Source organism: Gilliamella bombi (assembly GCF_900103255.1).
Taxonomy (GTDB): Bacteria; Pseudomonadota; Gammaproteobacteria; order Enterobacterales; family Orbaceae; genus Gilliamella; species Gilliamella bombi.
In genome coordinates this window covers 1-17,650 of sequence record NZ_FMWS01000034.1, presented here as the reverse complement: position 1 = coordinate 17,650, position 17,650 = coordinate 1, and the positions used below count along the sequence as shown (strand labels likewise).

At 34.5% G+C, this 17,650-nt stretch carries 14 protein-coding genes and 1 pseudogene; 8 read left to right on the top strand and 7 right to left on the bottom strand.

The genetic code is table 11. The features are described 5' to 3' along the window. The 3 genes and pseudogenes from B9N71_RS07090 to ettA all read left to right on the top strand — a co-directional run. A pseudogene (locus B9N71_RS07090) lies at nt 1-474 on the top strand (hypothetical protein); the annotation flags it as partial. Between the two features lie 454 nt (nt 475-928). After that, nucleotides 929-2,548 carry a hypothetical protein gene (locus B9N71_RS07085; protein WP_143422078.1) on the top strand — a complete coding sequence of 540 codons (1,620 nt, stop codon included), beginning with the start codon at nt 929-931 and terminating at the stop codon, nt 2,546-2,548. 927 nt (nt 2,549-3,475) lie between these two features. Beyond that, nucleotides 3,476-5,143 (top strand): energy-dependent translational throttle protein EttA, encoded by a 1,668-nt coding sequence (gene ettA, locus B9N71_RS07080; protein ID WP_085165079.1) that lies wholly within the window; start codon nt 3,476-3,478, stop codon nt 5,141-5,143. Between the two features lie 92 nt (nt 5,144-5,235). Here ettA and B9N71_RS07075 read toward each other — a convergent pair whose 3' ends face one another. The 5 genes from B9N71_RS07075 to mnmL form a co-directional block, all read right to left on the bottom strand. Further along, nucleotides 5,236-6,864 carry a DUF2813 domain-containing protein gene (locus B9N71_RS07075; RefSeq protein WP_085165078.1) on the bottom strand — a complete coding sequence of 543 codons (1,629 nt, stop codon included), beginning with the start codon at nt 6,862-6,864 and terminating at the stop codon, nt 5,236-5,238. A 15-nt stretch (nt 6,865-6,879) separates the two neighbouring features. After that, on the bottom strand, nt 6,880-7,683 hold the full coding sequence (gene rfaP, locus B9N71_RS07070; protein ID WP_065590055.1) for a lipopolysaccharide core heptose(I) kinase RfaP: 804 nt from the start codon (nt 7,681-7,683) through the stop codon (nt 6,880-6,882). Then, complete coding sequence (locus B9N71_RS07065) at nt 7,676-8,800, bottom strand: glycosyltransferase family 4 protein (RefSeq protein WP_085165075.1); 1,125 nt, start codon at nt 8,798-8,800, stop codon at nt 7,676-7,678. Before B9N71_RS07065 ends, rfaP begins: the two co-directional genes overlap by 8 nt. Nucleotides 8,801-9,040: 240 nt before the next feature. Continuing rightward, nucleotides 9,041-9,325, bottom strand: a complete 285-nt coding sequence (locus tag B9N71_RS13530; protein ID WP_167370072.1) for a DUF2645 family protein — start codon at nt 9,323-9,325, stop codon at nt 9,041-9,043. 15 nt (nt 9,326-9,340) lie between these two features. After that, complete coding sequence (gene mnmL, locus B9N71_RS07055) at nt 9,341-10,267, bottom strand: tRNA modification radical SAM protein MnmL/YtqA (RefSeq protein ID WP_085165100.1); 927 nt, start codon at nt 10,265-10,267, stop codon at nt 9,341-9,343. Nucleotides 10,268-10,486: 219 nt separating this feature from the next. Here mnmL and glyA point away from each other — a divergent pair, with 219 nt between their 5' ends. Further along, complete coding sequence (glyA, locus tag B9N71_RS07050) at nt 10,487-11,743, top strand: serine hydroxymethyltransferase (protein WP_085165061.1); 1,257 nt, start codon at nt 10,487-10,489, stop codon at nt 11,741-11,743. Nucleotides 11,744-11,791: 48 nt separating this feature from the next. On the opposite strand, the gene B9N71_RS07045 is transcribed toward glyA, so the two are convergent. Together B9N71_RS07045 and B9N71_RS13525 are read right to left on the bottom strand one after the other, a co-directional pair. Then, nucleotides 11,792-13,969 carry a phage holin family protein gene (locus tag B9N71_RS07045; protein WP_085165059.1) on the bottom strand — a complete coding sequence of 726 codons (2,178 nt, stop codon included), beginning with the start codon at nt 13,967-13,969 and terminating at the stop codon, nt 11,792-11,794. Nucleotides 13,970-14,026: 57 nt separating this feature from the next. Next, nucleotides 14,027-14,224 (bottom strand): integrase core domain-containing protein, encoded by a 198-nt coding sequence (locus B9N71_RS13525; RefSeq protein ID WP_363319071.1) that lies wholly within the window; start codon nt 14,222-14,224, stop codon nt 14,027-14,029. A 143-nt stretch (nt 14,225-14,367) separates the two neighbouring features. On the opposite strand from B9N71_RS13525, the gene B9N71_RS07035 reads away from it, so the two are divergent. The 4 genes from B9N71_RS07035 (at nt 14,368) to B9N71_RS07020 (ending at nt 17,145) form a co-directional block, all read left to right on the top strand. Further along, complete coding sequence (locus tag B9N71_RS07035; RefSeq protein ID WP_208610462.1) at nt 14,368-14,733, top strand: hypothetical protein; 366 nt, start codon at nt 14,368-14,370, stop codon at nt 14,731-14,733. Between the two features lie 142 nt (nt 14,734-14,875). After that, nucleotides 14,876-15,406 (top strand): hypothetical protein, encoded by a 531-nt coding sequence (locus B9N71_RS07030; protein ID WP_208610461.1) that lies wholly within the window; start codon nt 14,876-14,878, stop codon nt 15,404-15,406. 434 nt (nt 15,407-15,840) lie between these two features. Next, nucleotides 15,841-16,209, top strand: coding sequence for an immunity protein PIM1 family protein (locus tag B9N71_RS07025; RefSeq protein WP_085165057.1), 369 nt, complete (start codon nt 15,841-15,843; stop codon nt 16,207-16,209). A gap of 486 nt (nt 16,210-16,695) precedes the next feature. After that, nucleotides 16,696-17,145, top strand: coding sequence for an SMI1/KNR4 family protein (locus B9N71_RS07020; protein ID WP_065610359.1), 450 nt, complete (start codon nt 16,696-16,698; stop codon nt 17,143-17,145). Nucleotides 17,146-17,650: the final 505 nt, after the last annotated feature.

Below are 17,650 nucleotides of genomic sequence, written 5' to 3'. Positions count from 1 at the left end.
TTTAAGCTTTATTCAGATAGAGCCAAAAGTAACGTCTTGTATAGCTTTAAAATTGAAAGATGGTATATAGCCCAAGGGGCTAATATTAATGCATCTGTGCAAGATGCAAAAAATTACTGTAACCGAATTGGATACCGAATGCCAAGTGTTGCAGATTATACTAATGCAAATAATGATGATATTTGGACTGGAGGTATTCCGGGAAGAAATATCAATGGTTATCGCCGTCAATTAAGCTATCGCGGCGGTAATGGCAAGTGGATTGGTGGGCTATTTAATGAATGGGGAACCTTATTTAACAATCCTAATCACTATTTAGGTCTTGATGACTGGGAAACTAGTCATCCTCAAGATTGGTATTGGGCAATTGATACATACAAAGGAGAACCAATTCGAATCGATTTGGGGGATGGAGATTTATATGATTCTAAATCAACTAATAATAAACTTAGAGCTGCTTGTGTCAAGCCGTAGTTAAATTTGTTTTATTTGTTCAGCAAATAGTTTGATTCTGTAACTTTTTGAAGTTACAGAGGTTATTACGAGTAAGTTAATTATAGAACTTACTCGCATTGTTTACAGTAATGGTATGTTCCCACTTTTTAGTACCAAAAATATAAGGTTAACGATTCCCATCAACATGCAATGATGAATAATTTGATGATTATTTTTTACAAAATTGGTACCTAATATTTAAAACTATAAAATCAGTCTATTTCTTATTATTTAATATAATTTTCATATGGTTATATATTATTTTTAATAATCAGACTCATTTAATCACATGTTTACAAATCTTAACAAAAAAGTTATTTTTTACATAAAATTAACATAATATAATAAATATGATCAAATTTGTGTTTTATCAGTAGTTATGATTTGGATGCAAATGATTTTTTATAGGAAAAAGTAATTAAAAATGGAAGTTATGAATAATAAAATATACAAAAGCAATAAGTTAGCTTTTGAACAACCTCGAATGTTTATTTTAAAAATAGCTAAGTTTTTTGGCCAAATTTTACGAATTATATCGTCAAGTTTACATGTCAAACATTATGCTTATGGAACTATAATTGCTACGTTGGGTATAATGATATCGGGTAATGTTATTGCCTTATCCGCAACCACAACAAAGGTGATTGAAGGGAGTGCGCCTTATCTACAATTTAAAACGTCTCAGAATGATCAAGTCGGTAATAAACTAAAAAATTTAGATGAGTTGCTAGGTTTTATGATGCCAAGTCAAGAAAACACTGGCGAGCTAATACAAATTGGAGTTAATGGTTCAATCTCGAATGGAGGAAAACCGTTAACTGTCCCTTTTGGTACAAAGTTTTCAGATGTTATTGCTTTGGTTACTGCTGATGGACAAGCACATACAATTTCTAACTTGCAAGTGGCGGATGATGATGGTGATGCTTCAATTACTGATAATTTTACCGTCGGTGGTACGTTAACTGCAACTTGGAAAGATGGTTCTCAAGTTGTGAGTGATTTACATCAGGAGTTAACACTATGTGGGGGGCCTTATACTTTAGAGTTGAGTGCACAAGATATCGCCGTAACGACTAAGTATGGCATTCCCAATAAAAATCATTATGGTAGCAAACCCAAAATAACTTACCAATTTATGCTTTCAGGTGGCCCAAAATTGTGCTACGCTCGACCATATAGTATTTATGTTAATTCAGCTAGTAATGATATAACGAAATATCCTAAAGGCTATAACTCGGCAGTATGGAATGGTAATGGTTATAAGGAGGTTAATCAATTTCGTGTAGGATTTATAGCCGAGTCATTTCGACCTATCACTGGTTTCAAAGGGATTAAGTTTGACTTAATAGGTTCAGGGAATGAACAGTCAAAATACCGTTGTAGACTTGATGCTAGCAATATCAATAATTGGGTAACTTTATCAGGAAACGGAAATAAAGAATTGGGGAAAGGTTGTCAGGTTGTTTATAATAATCGTTTTAAACCGAAGACTCCATTAACCATTAATATGGAGTACACAGAAGATAACGGTAACAGTTGGAAAAATATTGGTAAAGTGACTCTTCCGATACCTAAAAAATGGGCAATTCTTGTTGATCATAGGAAGGATTATAAAAGTAGCGGTTTTATTAACTTTGATCGTGAGTACGTGGCGTTTGATGAATGTCGTAAAATTATTGATGGTCATGCAATACCTGCAACAACACGAGAACAAATTAATGATTTTTCTGACGCAGGAAAATCTTGGCGGCAAAAATATATGTATAGAAGGAATGAATTAATTAATTCACTTGATGCTGATTTACCAGAAGGTACTGCTACACTTCCTACACCAAGGACATATAGACATTCCCGTGATTTAGGTACATTTCTAGGAGAATGGGGAACCGTCTCGCGATATCATAACAATGGATCCTATATTTGGACATCTGAAATGTATCGAGCCAATAAGCCTTTTGCTGTTAATGATTCAGGATATATTTCGGGTGATTATTATGACCTTGGTTCTGTTCAGTCCTCTCAAACATTTTGTCGAGGTGAAAATTTACCATAAAAAATATATAAATCAAATTGATATTTAAAATAGGATTATTAATATGTTTGTTTTATAGCCAGTCATTAATTGATGATTATCTTATTGGTTTATGTGTGTCACTCCAAGATTTGAGGATGTTCAGACGTATTAATAATATTTCATTGTTCACAACCCACAGGGTAGTCTGTGTAGTACCTTAAAGGATAGTGAGTAATAAGTAGTATAGTGCTATAAAATAATCACTAAAATCGTAATGGGCAACTAATGTTGTTGTCCATTACGAGTATTTAAAAATGATCATGCTTTTTATAAAGCCCTTTTCTTATAGATATTAAATCTATTTCTTTATTTTTTCCACAACCAGATTAATTAGCGCAAGTCTTATAAAGCTTAACAAAAAAGTTATTTTTTACTTCAACGTCGCATTTTATTTTGATCATAATTCGTCTTGGATATTTATCAGTCGTTATAGGTTAAATAAATGCTATCAAATTTAAAAGTCATTTTTAAATTGATAGCTAACTAATAAATGGGAAAACGGTTTTTAATGATCAACTGGACTATGACATTATTGAGTTGAGGGATACAAAAATTTCTGGGTATCTCTATTACATGCTAAAGGCTATTATTTCTATAAGGGTTCTATGTCTATCTTTAGATTTTCAGAGATGGTGTCGGTATGTGTACCCTCTTAAAAGCGTAGGCGTTAGATTAGAAATTATTCCTATTTTTTCACCGTTACCATTATGGTCGTTGTGGCGAAGCATGAATATACATATACAAGTCCTACATTAAGTTTTGTGTATAGCGAATATTGATTTACCTATATTCTCAAAAATAACCCTAGACCCGATGCTCAGAATCATTACAATATATGCCATCAATTATTTATATAGCAACTGATGTGGTTTGCTATTTTTAAACAAAATTAACGGATGATGTTTTATGGCGCAATATGTTTATACCATGAATCGCGTAGGGAAGATTGTTCCCCCTAAACGCTATATTTTAAAAGATATTTCTTTAAGTTTTTTTCCAGGTGCAAAAATTGGTGTACTCGGTTTAAATGGAGCGGGTAAATCCACTTTACTACGAATTATGGCGGGTGTTGATACCGAAATTGAAGGCGAAGCACGCCCACAACCTGATATTAAAATTGGTTATTTACCCCAAGAACCGAAATTAGATCCTAAACAAACTGTACGTGAAGCCATTGAGCAAGCAGTTGGTGATGCGAAAAAAGCGCTAGCTCGATTAGACGAAGTCTATGCCGCTTATGCCGATCCTGACGCCGATTTTGACAAATTAGCCAAAGAACAAGCGGAGCTTGAAGCCATTATTCAATCGCAAGATGCTCATAATCTTGATAACCAGTTAGAGCGAGCCGCTGACGCACTACGTTTACCTGATTGGGATGCGAAAATTGAAAATTTATCTGGTGGTGAACGCCGTCGAGTAGCAATTTGTCAATTATTACTTGAAAAGCCTGATATGTTATTAATGGATGAACCGACCAACCACTTAGATGCCGAATCGGTAGCATGGTTAGAACGATTCTTACATGACTACGAGGGTACGGTTGTTGCAGTAACTCACGATCGCTACTTTCTAGACAACGTTGCAGGTTGGATTTTAGAACTTGACCGTGGTGAAGGCATTCCATGGGAAGGCAACTATTCATCTTGGCTTGAACAAAAAGATCAGCGTTTAGCACAAGAAGCCTCGTCCGAATCGGCACGTCGTAAATCGGTCGAAAAAGAACTCGAGTGGGTACGACAAAATCCGAAAGGGCGCCAAGCAAAAAGCAAAGCCCGTCTAGCTCGCTTTGAAGAACTCAACAGTAACGATTACCAAAAACGTAACGAAACTAACGAGCTCTTTATTCCAGCTGGACAACGTTTAGGCGATAAAGTGATTGAAGTAAGCAACCTAACTAAATCGTATGGCGATCGTGTGCTGATTGATAACTTATCTTTTAGTATTCCTAAAGGGGCAATTGTTGGCATTATTGGTCCAAATGGAGCGGGGAAATCAACACTATTTAGAATGTTATCAGGCAAAGAACAACCTGATTCAGGCACGATTACTTTGGGTGAAACAGTGCAACTTGCATCAGTTGATCAGTTCCGTGACAGTATGGACGACAAAAAAACAGTTTGGGACGAAATTTCAAACGGTCAAGATATTATGCGTATTGGCAATTTTGAAATACCAAGTCGTGCTTATGTTGGTCGTTTTAACTTTAAAGGTGTTGATCAGCAAAAGCGTGTAGGTGAACTTTCAGGTGGTGAACGTGGGCGTGTACATTTAGCTAAATTATTGCAAGTGGGTGGTAATGTATTACTACTCGATGAACCAACCAATGATTTAGATGTTGAAACGCTACGTGCGCTTGAAAACGCATTATTAGAGTTTCCGGGTTGTGCTTTAGTGATTTCGCATGACCGTTGGTTTTTAGATCGTATTGCGACCCATATTTTGGATTATCAAGACGAAGGCCATGTTGAATTCTTTGAAGGTAACTTTACCGAATACGAAGAATGGAAAAAGCGCACATTAGGTGCTGAAGCATTAGAGCCTAAACGTGCTAAATATAAACGAATCTCCAAATAGCATTAATTTTTATTTTATTCCGCCGATTTATATTGGCGGAATAGTTTTATCTTCTTGATAGCGATTTTAAATATTTTTCAAAATGTAATTATCTAAACTAACCCTTTAGATGAACTAATAATTCTCGAAAAAGTATCCATTAGCAAACGCGGTATAGCGTTTATACCACGTGATTTTGCATCATCACAAATGGCAATCGCAAGATCAGGTTTTGAACTTTTATGAATTGCTTTTTGAATAATTTGATGTACAGGCAGATCAATATGCTGTGTTGTATTATAAGCGGCAAGTTTATAGACATGACTAAAACCATGTTTAAATAAAAAGTTTTCAATGTCTCGCGCAGGTAAAACCGTTAAGTAATCATTAGGGTTTTTATCTTCACCACATAACGATTTTACTGTATCGGCATATTTTTTACCCGCCATATCCCCATCAGTAATTACATACCAATGAATTCCCATTTTATTGGCATATTTTATAAGCGGTTTTAAACCACACTGAGCAAACTCAATAAGCTGAACTCCTTCTGAACTCAGATGATAACCACTTTGTTCTGCTAGTTCACGTAACAACCACACTTCGGTTTCGCCCTCGACTAACAACCAACATCGTGCAAATAAGGCATTTGATCGGCGATAAAGAATATGAAACGCAATACGACGACTATCACTAACGCTTAATGAATTAGGTTCAATGTATTTGGCAATAATTTTATCTGGCAGACGAATTAAACGATAAAGGTTTTCTAATGAAAATAACGATACCAGATCACTTGAGTTAGACGTGATAATTTTTTGTGTAGGGAAGTTTTTTAGTAAGCGAAATGCAACTGATAAAATGATTGGATGTAACAAACTTTCAGGCTCTTCTAAAATTAAAATAGGCATTGAACTTTGTGAAAGTGAATAATTCCCTTTAGCATCAATAATAGAGCCGAAAATTCCTAAAAATACCGTTCGTAAATAATCATTATCAAGATTATCCAATACATCATTAATTTGTTCCAAAACATTCCAATCTTCTGATCTTGGTGTACTTTTGGCATTTTTTTGTTTGTAATGATTGCGGTGTGCTTGATCGACAAAATAATACTCTAATAATGAGCGTGCGGCTTGTAGGCCTCGAGCTAATTCATCTTGGGTTAATTCGGCTGAATGGGCTTTTAGTTGGTTTGAAAGTTGGCTAATGTAGTGTTCGGATAATGGTTCGTTAGTAACAGTTAATTGCTCAGGATTAATTGCATTTTTAAGTGTCATTACTGGATTTAGTTTGATTAATGTTGCAATTAATAATTTTTCGTTTTCTATATTAAAGGGATTGCCTTGTGCATTGAGCAATTTATGTTGTGTTATAATTTGGTTATTTTGTTTATTGGCAGAAATTTGATAAGTGATACGATGCAGATTATCTTGGTGTGATTGATACGAAACTGAGCGTAATGGTTGATAATCTTGATTATTTAATTCATGTAAGTGTGATTGGCAATAAGTGATTTTAATAATAATATTATCGCCATAACATTGGTATTGATCATGATAAAAATCGGAATCGACAAATTGATAAAACTTGTTATCTAGTGATAACAATTGCAAAGCGCTGATTAAACTTGACCGCCCCCAACGATTTTCACCCATTAGTACGCTAGAACTTGCATTTAATTTTAAAGATAGTTGACTAATACCTTTAAATCCGGAAATATCAATTTGTTCAATAAACATAGCGTATCCTTATTGTTAAAGATGATACTTTTCTGTCCTTTTACGAATTCGTTCAACTTTTTGATGCGTACTAGCAATTAACTTAGCTTCATTACGCAAAATCGTTTTTAAAGGTTGATTAAAATACACTTTCAAAAAACGCCAAATATCACGATCAGTTAGCCCAATATTCATGGCTGAAAAATAAAGCCCAATTAAATCTTTATCACGCCAACGAACAGGAACTGTTTTACGGATCTGAGCACGGTGTAAATCAATCACCGATAATTTTATTTGCTGATGATTTTCAAAAAGCGGAATATCAAGCAAAAAGTGACACAAATAACAATCACGATGATTAACCCCAGCCGCATGCATTTGGGCAACCATTTTTGCCAAATAAATCACTAAACAACGCTTTATATGATAGCTAGGTGGATTAGTTAACCATGGCTTAGTAAAATCTTCTAAACTCACAGTCGGGTTAAGATCTCTTGTCACAATAAACGAATGACGAGTCAGCGGATTTAGCCCCTTACGACCAAATGCTCGCCCATCCATCGTATTAACGCCAACTTGCTCCAAACGCTCAATCGCATCCCACTCTTGCTTAGCATCTAAAACAGGTAAACGTAACGAAATAAGATTCTTCACAATCTCTTTAATGGTTGTACCACGATGAATTTTAATAAAATACGATTCATCACCAAGCTCAAAATTCAACGTCTTACGTTGCTTAACCGCTCGATAGACTTTGCCTGATATTAACTCAACTTCCGCAAACGGATCTTTATTTTTCCACAAAGCATCAAAAGGGCATTTTAACTTCAACTCATTCATAATGATCACAACCTAAAATAATATCTGCGGCACGCTGGGCTAAATGATATAAATCAGCCGTTTTACCATAATGTATTGCATTGTTGTGCCATGTTAATAACTGATCGTGGTTTGTTATGGCATTTTGCAACGCTTGATTGAGATCTGCTTGTACAAAAGGTTCGGCAAGGATCACCCCAGCATTGGCATCATCAATATGATAAGCATAGCCCGAAGTGCTTGACACAATCACTGGCACTCCAGCGGCTAACCCTTCAATAAGCACCATACCAGCAGCTTCTTGTCTTGCAGGGTGCAATAGCAAATCTGCCGCAAATAAAAAGTCAGGGATATCATTACGGCCTGCAAAAAAACGTACTTGATACTCAATGCCGAGTTGCTTAGCCAGTTTTTGATAAGCTTCGGGATTATCCTGCCCCACTACTAAAAAAGTCACTTTTTGTTTTAAATCGCAAGGTAGTGCGGCAATGGCGGTTAAAGAACGATCTACTCCCTTACGCTTAAAATCTGATCCAATTTGCACAATCACAAAATTATGTTCATCAATTTGATTTGCTTGCCTAAATTGCTTACCTTTAGCTAGCGACTCATAATTGTATTGGCGATCTTGCGCAATACCGGGTGGCAAAAGGTAAAATCGAGACGGATCAGTATGATAATAGTGCTCAAAATCACTAATTTGCTGTTTTGTTAGTACCATAACTTTGGTTTGGCTATGTTGATTAAATACCGCATCTTCGAAAGCTAAATAGTGCTTACAGCGTTTTGACAATTTATACAAAAAGCCCTTGTGTGAAACCTTTTCGGCATAACAAGTATCACCTGCAAAATAAACATCCAAATCAGGCATTTTATTAAAGCCAACTACACAATCAACAGGATTTGCTTGTAAATGATCCTTCACCCAATAGTAATAAGATTGATTACGACTATGGTTGGATAAGCCCTTTTTAGGTACCCAAATAATGTCAAACCCACAAGGTACATCGCCTTGCCAATCCATGACATAAACACGAACATTATGTCCTCGATTTTGACAAGCTTTGGCTATTTGCAAAAAATCACGTTGCAAACCACCAAAAGGAAAATATTTATAAATACAAAAAGCCAGTTGCATGCAGATTGTCTCAAGTTTGAAAGGCGTATTATATACTTAGTATTTATTTGGGTGCAAAGTTTGATTTTTATAGACCCAAATTTGCTGTAAAATTTGGGTCATAGTGGCAGTTGAATAAGCATACTGTCATTTGTAAAAATAATTCAAGAGTCTATACCATTATAGTTTGGTTTTATTCTTAGTGTGGGTGCGTTACGCTATTGATAATCTCTCAAACTATAATAATTTTAAATGAAATTGTTAGCACCATTGAAAACGTAAAAAGAATGACCAAAAACAATAGAGAATAGCAAGGGACAAATAGATATATCTTATTTTTCTATTTTTTATAAAAAATAAACTCAAAATTAAGGGAATGGTAAGGATAAGAAAAACGTCTTCACTATTTCTTCCACCTAATGGTAACGTGCAAGGGTTGTCTGGATCACCTGTAAAAATCATCCATTCATATTTATTGGTTGAAAATAAATTAATAATTATTAATAAAAAGGCGAAGTGGATAAATGAAAGGATGTCCTTTTTCATAATCATTAAATCCACTTATGATTTAAAAAAGTAACTATCACCAATAGCACTACCTTGAGCACCAAACTGGCGTAAATTGTGATCAACAGCATTCATCGATTGCCAATGGTTTTCACACCAATCAGGAGCAAGTAAAGTTGGTTTTCTGGCATTAGCTGATATGCGATGATACAAAATATTGGCTGGCGTTTGGCGAATAATATCGCCTGCAATATCGACATATTCATCTAATGATAATACTGGAAGCCGCCCAGCCCGCCACGCTTTTGCCATAATACTACCTTCAACAATATGTAAAGGGTGTAATTTTAAACCGTCCACACCACAGTCGAGCACACGCTCAAGGGTTATAAAGTTATCTTGTTTGGTTTCTTTTGGTAAACCAATAATTAAGTGAGTACAGACCTTAATGCCAAGCTTGCGTGCCTTTTGTACGGTTTGATAATAATCATTAAAAGTATGCCCTCGATTAATATCGTGTAAGGTTTTGTTATGAGCAGTTTGTAAACCAAGTTCTAACCAAACTTCATAGCCATTGGATTGATAATTCGCAAGCAAATCAAGTGCTTCATCAGGAACACAATCAGGGCGAGTGCCAACACAAAGCCCAACAATATCCGCACTATTCAGGGCTTCTTCATACATACTTTTTAGAATTTCAACCTCGGCGTAGGTGCTGGTATAAGCTTGAAAATAAGCAAGGTATCGTTTAGACTTTTTCATCTGTTGGGCTTGCGAGGTTAATTGTTCAGAAATTGATTTAACCTGAATAGATTCATCAATGATTGAGGCAACATTACAAAAAGTACAACCACCTTGACTAATAGTACCATCTCGATTGGGACAGCTAAAGCCACCATGTAAAGTAAGTTTATAGATCTTTTCGCCGTAACGACGTTGTAAATCGGAACCGAATGTATTAACGACTAAATGAAGTTGCATTATAAACCAAATAAAATTTTTAATTATTTTAGCAATATGTCTTGTATGCCATATCTTATCCATAATACTACTTTTCAACAATATATAAATATTTTTTATAACTCAAAAAAAAAGATTGAAATTAAGCACTGATTAAGTAAGGATAATTGGTGTTGTTTTTTTATACTGTAGTGTGCGACAACGTTTAAGGTTTGTTGCGATTAATAACTAGGAGTTAACATGTTTAGTAAAGATATGACTATTGCCGATTATGATGCGGAATTGTGGAATGCTATTAAAGGTGAAGAACAGCGCCAAGAAGATCACCTTGAACTGATCGCATCAGAAAACTACACCAGCCCACGAGTAATGCAAGCGCAAGGTTCGCAATTAACCAATAAATATGCCGAAGGTTATCCCGGAAAACGTTATTATGGTGGTTGTGAGTATGTTGATGTTGTTGAAAAATTAGCAATTGATCGTGCTAAGGCTTTATTTGGTGCTGATTATGCTAATGTGCAACCGCATTCAGGTTCACAAGCTAATTTTGCCGTTTATATGGCGCTTTTAAATACAGGCGATACTGTTTTAGGTATGAATTTGTCTGAAGGTGGGCATTTGACGCACGGTTCGCCCGTTAGCTTTTCGGGTAAACTTTATCATGTTGTGGATTATGGTGTTGATGATTCAGGGCGTATTGATTATGACAAGTTAGCTAAAACAGCCCAAGAATCTAAACCTAAAATGATTATTGGTGGTTTTTCGGCTTATTCTGGGGTGGTGGATTGGCAACGTATGCGTGAAATCGCCGATAGTGTGGGCGCTTATTTTTTTGTGGATATGGCGCATGTGGCAGGGCTAGTTGCGGCAGGTGTTTATCCAAATCCTGTTCCTTATGCACACGTTGTTACTACTACAACTCATAAAACTTTAGGTGGTCCTCGTGGCGGTTTGATTTTGGCTAAAGGTGGTAGTGAAGAATTATATAAAAAGTTAAATTCGGCTGTCTTTCCTGGAGCACAAGGTGGTCCTTTAATGCATGTAATTGCCGCTAAAGCAGTTGCGTTAAAAGAGGCGATGGAGCCTGAGTATAAAATCTATCAACAACAAGTGGTGAAAAACGCTAAAGCTATGGTCGAGGTGATTTTGCAACGTGGCTATAAAGTAGTTTCTGGTGAAACACAAAATCATCTGTTTTTAATTGATTTAGTCGATAAAAATATCACAGGTAAAGAAGCTGATGCGGCTTTAGGTAGTGCTAATATTACCGTTAATAAAAATAGTGTACCAAAAGATCCACAAAGCCCATTTGTAACATCTGGTGTGCGCATTGGTACGCCGGCTATTACTCGCCGAGGCTTTAAAGAAGCCGAATCGCGAGATTTAGCTAATTGGATTTGTGATGTTTTAGATAATATAGATGATGAGCAAACCATCCAAGCTGTGAAAGAAAAGGTGCTTGCAATTTGCCGCCGTTTGCCAGTTTATCAGCATTAATGGTTGTTTCATTTCGCCGACGGTTGTCGGCGAAATGGTTTTTTGCTTTTATTTACCAATATTGGCATTTGTGTCAGTTTTGCTTTGGGTTTGTTCTTGATTGTGTTGTTCGATATAGCGGTCAAGGTAACCTTCATGCCATAACCAGCCTCCTGTAACTCCAACACCAAGTAAAATTGCCAACCAAAAAATAATAATTAGTTTGTTGTGACGTTGTTTCATTGGATCGCGCAAATTACGTTTTGCATTGGTAGGGAGCTGGGCTTTGCTAGTGAGCAAGCTTCCTAGCATTAAGTTGATTTTGACTTGCCCATTAATTGCCCAACCTGATGCTTCTAGTAATGGTCCAAGTGTTCTTCGACGTAATTTTAACCATGCTAAAATAACAGAAGGTCCTGAAATAATTAGAAATAATCCAATAAAAACTAAAGGTACTTGCCACCAAGCTAGCGCAAAAATGGCTTGGAATATTGTGGCTAATGCTGTGCCGATTGCGCCAATGGCTAAACCAATTGCAGCAAAAATCCCTACACTTTTACCAATATCAAATTTATTAGCTGGATTTTGTAGTGCTTGTTCGCTTGATTTTTCGATATCGGCATCTTTGCTGCTTGCCCATTTGTTAATTTGTTCGGTAATCACACGCCCCATACGTTGATAAGGTGCCCAAATAGCTTGTTGGATGCTGATTGGCTTAGTGATTATTTTCACAACATTGGCATCCCAATCGTTACCTTTATTGTCAATAAACACACCATTGCGACCTTCAATTAATAAATCACCTTGTCCTGCTGTCATTGCTGCTGCAATTAGCTGTTTTTGTCCATGTCTAGTGCATTCACAATAAAGTAAACAGAGTTCAGAATAATTTGCCATGGTTGCGTGTTTGGCAATATTATCGACCGCAACGCAAAGTGTTGCACAGCGACCATCAATGTAGAGTTCACCAAGTTGAAATGCTGCTCGTGTTTCAGGCTGAAAGAAGTCTGCAAAAGAGGTAAAGTTAACTAGCAAACGGTAAAGATGTTTATGAAATAGGACTAATTTTTCTAACACGAGAATATCTGATGCGGATATCGGTGTTTGATTATCTTGTTCAACCATCTTCTCAAATTCGGTCAGTAAATCATTGTTAGCTAGGTTGGTAATGATGCTAATAGGAATATCATCTATACTGGCCGAAGGCTCAATTTCAACAGTTAAGTGTGCTATTTCGGGCTTAGTGCTAATAAGTGAGGTATATGCTTGCAAGCTTTGTTGTATATTTTGCCATTCTTGTTGTGTTAGTTGGTCTGGGTTGGATAATGATGATTCTATTAATGCCTTAAATCGGCTGATTTTAGCTTTCCAAAGTGGATTTAGCCCATTGACTAGATCTAGAGTATCAGTTGTGTCGATTTTGGATAGCGGTAATTCGGCTAATTCTTCTTCAGATAGTAATCCGTTTTGCGTTGGTACAATATATTTTTCGTCGACATTAAGTGCCGTTTGTGCTTGAGGGGCGTATTGTGCTAATTCAGCACGTAAAAAATAATCATCAATTTTGGGTTTTAATAGCTGAATTAGTTTCCAAATTTCTGCGGTATTTTCACCAAATGGGGTTTGCGTATTACTTATTTTTGTTTGCCATTGTAACCACGTTTGTAGATTTTCAACAAAGGTGGTTGCTATGTTTAAATCAATGCCATCTTGCCCACTCATATCTTTTTGTGCACCAGTAGTTTTGATTGCTGTTGTAATAAACATTTGCATGTTTGGTGACAATTCGTTTGATGGAGGAAAGATCAAATCACCATTATAAAGTTTGTTAGCATTGATTTTTATTGATTGTTGTATATCATCTTGTGTTAAATAATCCACATTTTTTTTATTTAAGCTAGCTAAAATGCTTTGTGCGGTGACCGATAATTTTTTTCCTTGCGGGGTCGATGAGTTAATTTGTGATAATGGTAGTGTTTCACTTGTACTTAAGATACTATCAAATGAATTGATTTTATCGCAAGTCCAGCTAATGGCGTCTAAAATATCAGGTATGCGAATACGTCCGTCATTATCTGAATCGAGTAGAGATAAGGTTCGTTCATCAAAATCCAACCCTGTTGTTGGGCAACTTAGAGCGACCCATAATTTAGGATCTAAATCAGGTAAATTGATAATATCACTGGCACTTTTAAATACGACTTGATCAAGCCCACCAACACGTTGAAATGTCCACATATGGCTCATAATAATCTCCACACAAAAATTTGATAATATCTTTGTTAAAAGAAAACAGTGGGTTGTCTACATTTCATGACTAAAATAACCCTCTAAAAACTCATAAGGCTTTTTACTGGATATCGCTTGATGAGATTTAATTGTATTATAATAGCTAATAAATCGCTTAAACTTTTGTTTTCTATTTTTTGAATCTTCGGATATTTGCTGATTATGCCATATCTCCATTAAAGTTCGTACCACTCTTTCTGCTTTTCCATTTATTTATTGGTAGTTAGGTTTAGTGGCTTTTTGGTTTATGTGATTATTATACATTTTAACAAATCGGTGAATGCTACGTTTTCTTTATGATATAGTGCTGTTGAACCGAGTGAAAAATAAAGCCTAATGGAAAAGGAGGTTGTTAAATGAATAAAATAGGAAAAGATGAATTAGTAGTTACCTCACTTTTATCTATACTTTTGGATGATACACTTGAATATTATAAAATTCATTTAAGTGATTCAAGTCAACCTACGAACGATGATGATCCTTTTGCAAGAGCAAGAAGTATTATCACAAAGCTATCAGATAAAGACCAAGAAAAGATTTTTAATTTTCTGCGTATAGTAATAGTAGATACAATGTCAACGATTTTTGGAACCATAGACGGTTCATGTTTTCCCCCGAATATTAGTGGTGATTTCATTCTTGAGTATGATGGAGATGAAATACAAGGTTCATTGCAAGATGAGTTAATTGCAAAAGCAGAAGAGATTGGTGTCTATGATTAATAGTTAAAAGTAAAGAATTTATTTTATCTTTTACATTTTATTATTTATATACCAATTGCTTTTAAAATATATTTAGGTACTTAATGAATTCGCTGAAAAAAGCTCATACAAAATTATTAAAATGGTTTAATAATGAACAACTGTGGAAAATTACCAAGAGGTAAAAGTGGTTAAGACAATATACGTTGATGTAGATTTTAATGGGATAATTATTTTCGACTATCCAGGGATATTTATCCCCTTTGGGGGAAAAATAAATAATGGAGAAAATATTCTCAAAGAATTTACTACAACAGGCAAAGGTGATTCTGTGCTTGATGAAGGAATTGCCTTACCTATCATGGGTATTGATGATGGTGGCTACGTTGTTCGTTTGTTTTTAAATGAAACTCCTTGTAATGAGAATAGATCCATTATATTCAGTGATAAATATTTTTATCTTAATGTTACTGGAGATTTATATATTGCTGATATGTCAGTTTTTTGGGAGTGGGAAGAATATACTGGTTGGAATAATACCGATATTCCTAAAGGAATATATAAAGTCTGTCTGGAGGGAGTAATTTTAAAAAAAAATGAGGATATTTTTTATTGCTATGATTTGATCTTAGAAAAAGTAAGTAAAATTGGTATAAGAGAAATTGAACCACGCTCAGATTGCAGGCTTTATTAAATATAATCCGAGTAAAATGTCTTAATTGATGTTATAAAGAAAAATAACATGTTGATTTTCTAAATCTTATAAAAAAGCAAACAGACCACCAGTGCTATCCTTATACCACCTTTATAACGCCCTAGCCCTACGTATCGAAAAAACATCAGATTGTTGACTGTAAGGGGAAATTTTAAGGCTAGATCAGCTTTATTCTTTAAGCAAAAAGTACCCGAGTTTGCTACTGTCGCTTATAATGCGGAAAGAAATGTTATTTAACCATTACAAAACGATTTTATAGTTTCAGTAAAAATTGTTTGATGCATATCATAGAGCATATTCAGGCCTAGATGATATTAAAGTTAATCCCAAATTTATAATTTGAGTATTTTTGTAACATACTCTAAAGTTGCTAATTTCATGAAAAGTTGGTTTAAAGAACTAGGATTAATGAAATGAATGACAAAAATCTTATCGAAATTGATGACTATTTATCTACTTCAACAAATTTCAATTTTTTAAAATTATTAGACGTTGATAATGCATTGGATTTAAGAGATGAATCCGAATTTGATTATCAGTGGATGAATGTTTTTAATTCTTTGAAAATGTGTGACTTTAATGCGAATGAAGTGAAATTTATTAATATGTTACGAGAAAAGGCTTTTAAACAATCTTTTAAAATAATTAATAATTTTGAAATATCTTCCCGAATTTCTGATGATATTGAGATAATAGCTAAGAGTTTTATTGCTAAGAAATATAAAAATTGGGCTATCACGCACTTGTGGTCAACCTATAAAAATAAAAAATTTCCAATATAATTATTATTATAACTTAATAAAAAAATTAATTATCTCTAATAAATTGCTTAGCCCATTTTATTTAATGTATTAAATCGTAGCAGCTAGACGGCGTAGACAAGGGTAATGCAGTTATCAATTATGGGGAAAATGGATTCAGAAAATTGAACACCAATTAATAGAGCAAAATTTCAGGTATCATGGACAATATTTAGACGGATAAACCAGCCTGCATTACAATACTTTTAAGTATTATGAGCTGAGCATAGGTAATTTTATTTAGCTAGATTTGATTGGTTGTTGAGTGGGATTAATTTGTATCAGTATGATATTAGTAGGTTGGCTTTAGTTGTAAGTTATATAAAATTCTTCAGATATTAATCTAGGTACTTCAAAAACAGTGAATTCATCTATTTAACCAAAAATAAATGACTAGATAGGCAGTATCATAAATTTAGAAAAGGATATTGGAAATTGAAAGTATTCGATTTTAGGTAGGGTAATTATATGAGTAGTATTAAAAATCTTGTTATGCGTTTAAATCATGAGGCTCAAGATGAAGTGTATTGGCTTGGAGCTTGTGATGAATCACAAATTAATATACTTGAAAATAATTTAAAATTGTCGTTACCAAACGAGTTAAAAGAATTTATTTTATTAGTTGGTGGTGGAGGGCTTGTTGGAGAAGAATTGTCAGGTATAGTTGATAATGATGCTTTGGTTGAGTCAGGAGGCGCTATTTATTATGATACTTGCCTATGTAGAAATGAATACGCGTTACCATTAGATATGGCTGTTATTTACTTTAGAGATGATGATGTATGTTGGTGTGTTGATTGTGGAAGAAATACTTATGGAACAATAGTTAATTATGATCTTTTTTCAAGAAAAATATCAAATGTTCTCGCACCGTCATTCAACAGTTTTTTTGAGGAATATGTAAATCTACGCACATAACTTATAGCAAAAATTTTATAAAAATTAATTATTTAGTTTTTACATGTTTTATTATGAAAGTGATTCGTTTTTAGACTTTGATTGAGATAATATGGAGTCCTTTTTATTTGCTTGGACGAATGTTGTTTAACATGTTAATTAAATTAGATATCTCAAAATTATTGTTTTCTTTTATTGATAACGGTGAGTATTGCAAATAAAACGTAGCTATTCAGTGAATTATTTATACCAATTTGATTGGTAAACATCATCTTCAGGAGACTATTATATATATTTTTAGTGCTACAAAATGGTTTTATAAAATTAATGAAAACATGGTAAGGATCTTTTATGAGACAATCTGTTAATGAACTTCTTAAAATGGGGTTGTAACTATCCCCTAAAATAGTACAGCAAAAAAGTAGAAAATTCTCTATGATAAAAGAAAAGGGGATTTAATTATGAAAAAATGACTGAACATCAAATCGTGGCTATTTTAAAAGAAGCTGAAGCGGGTATTCCGGTT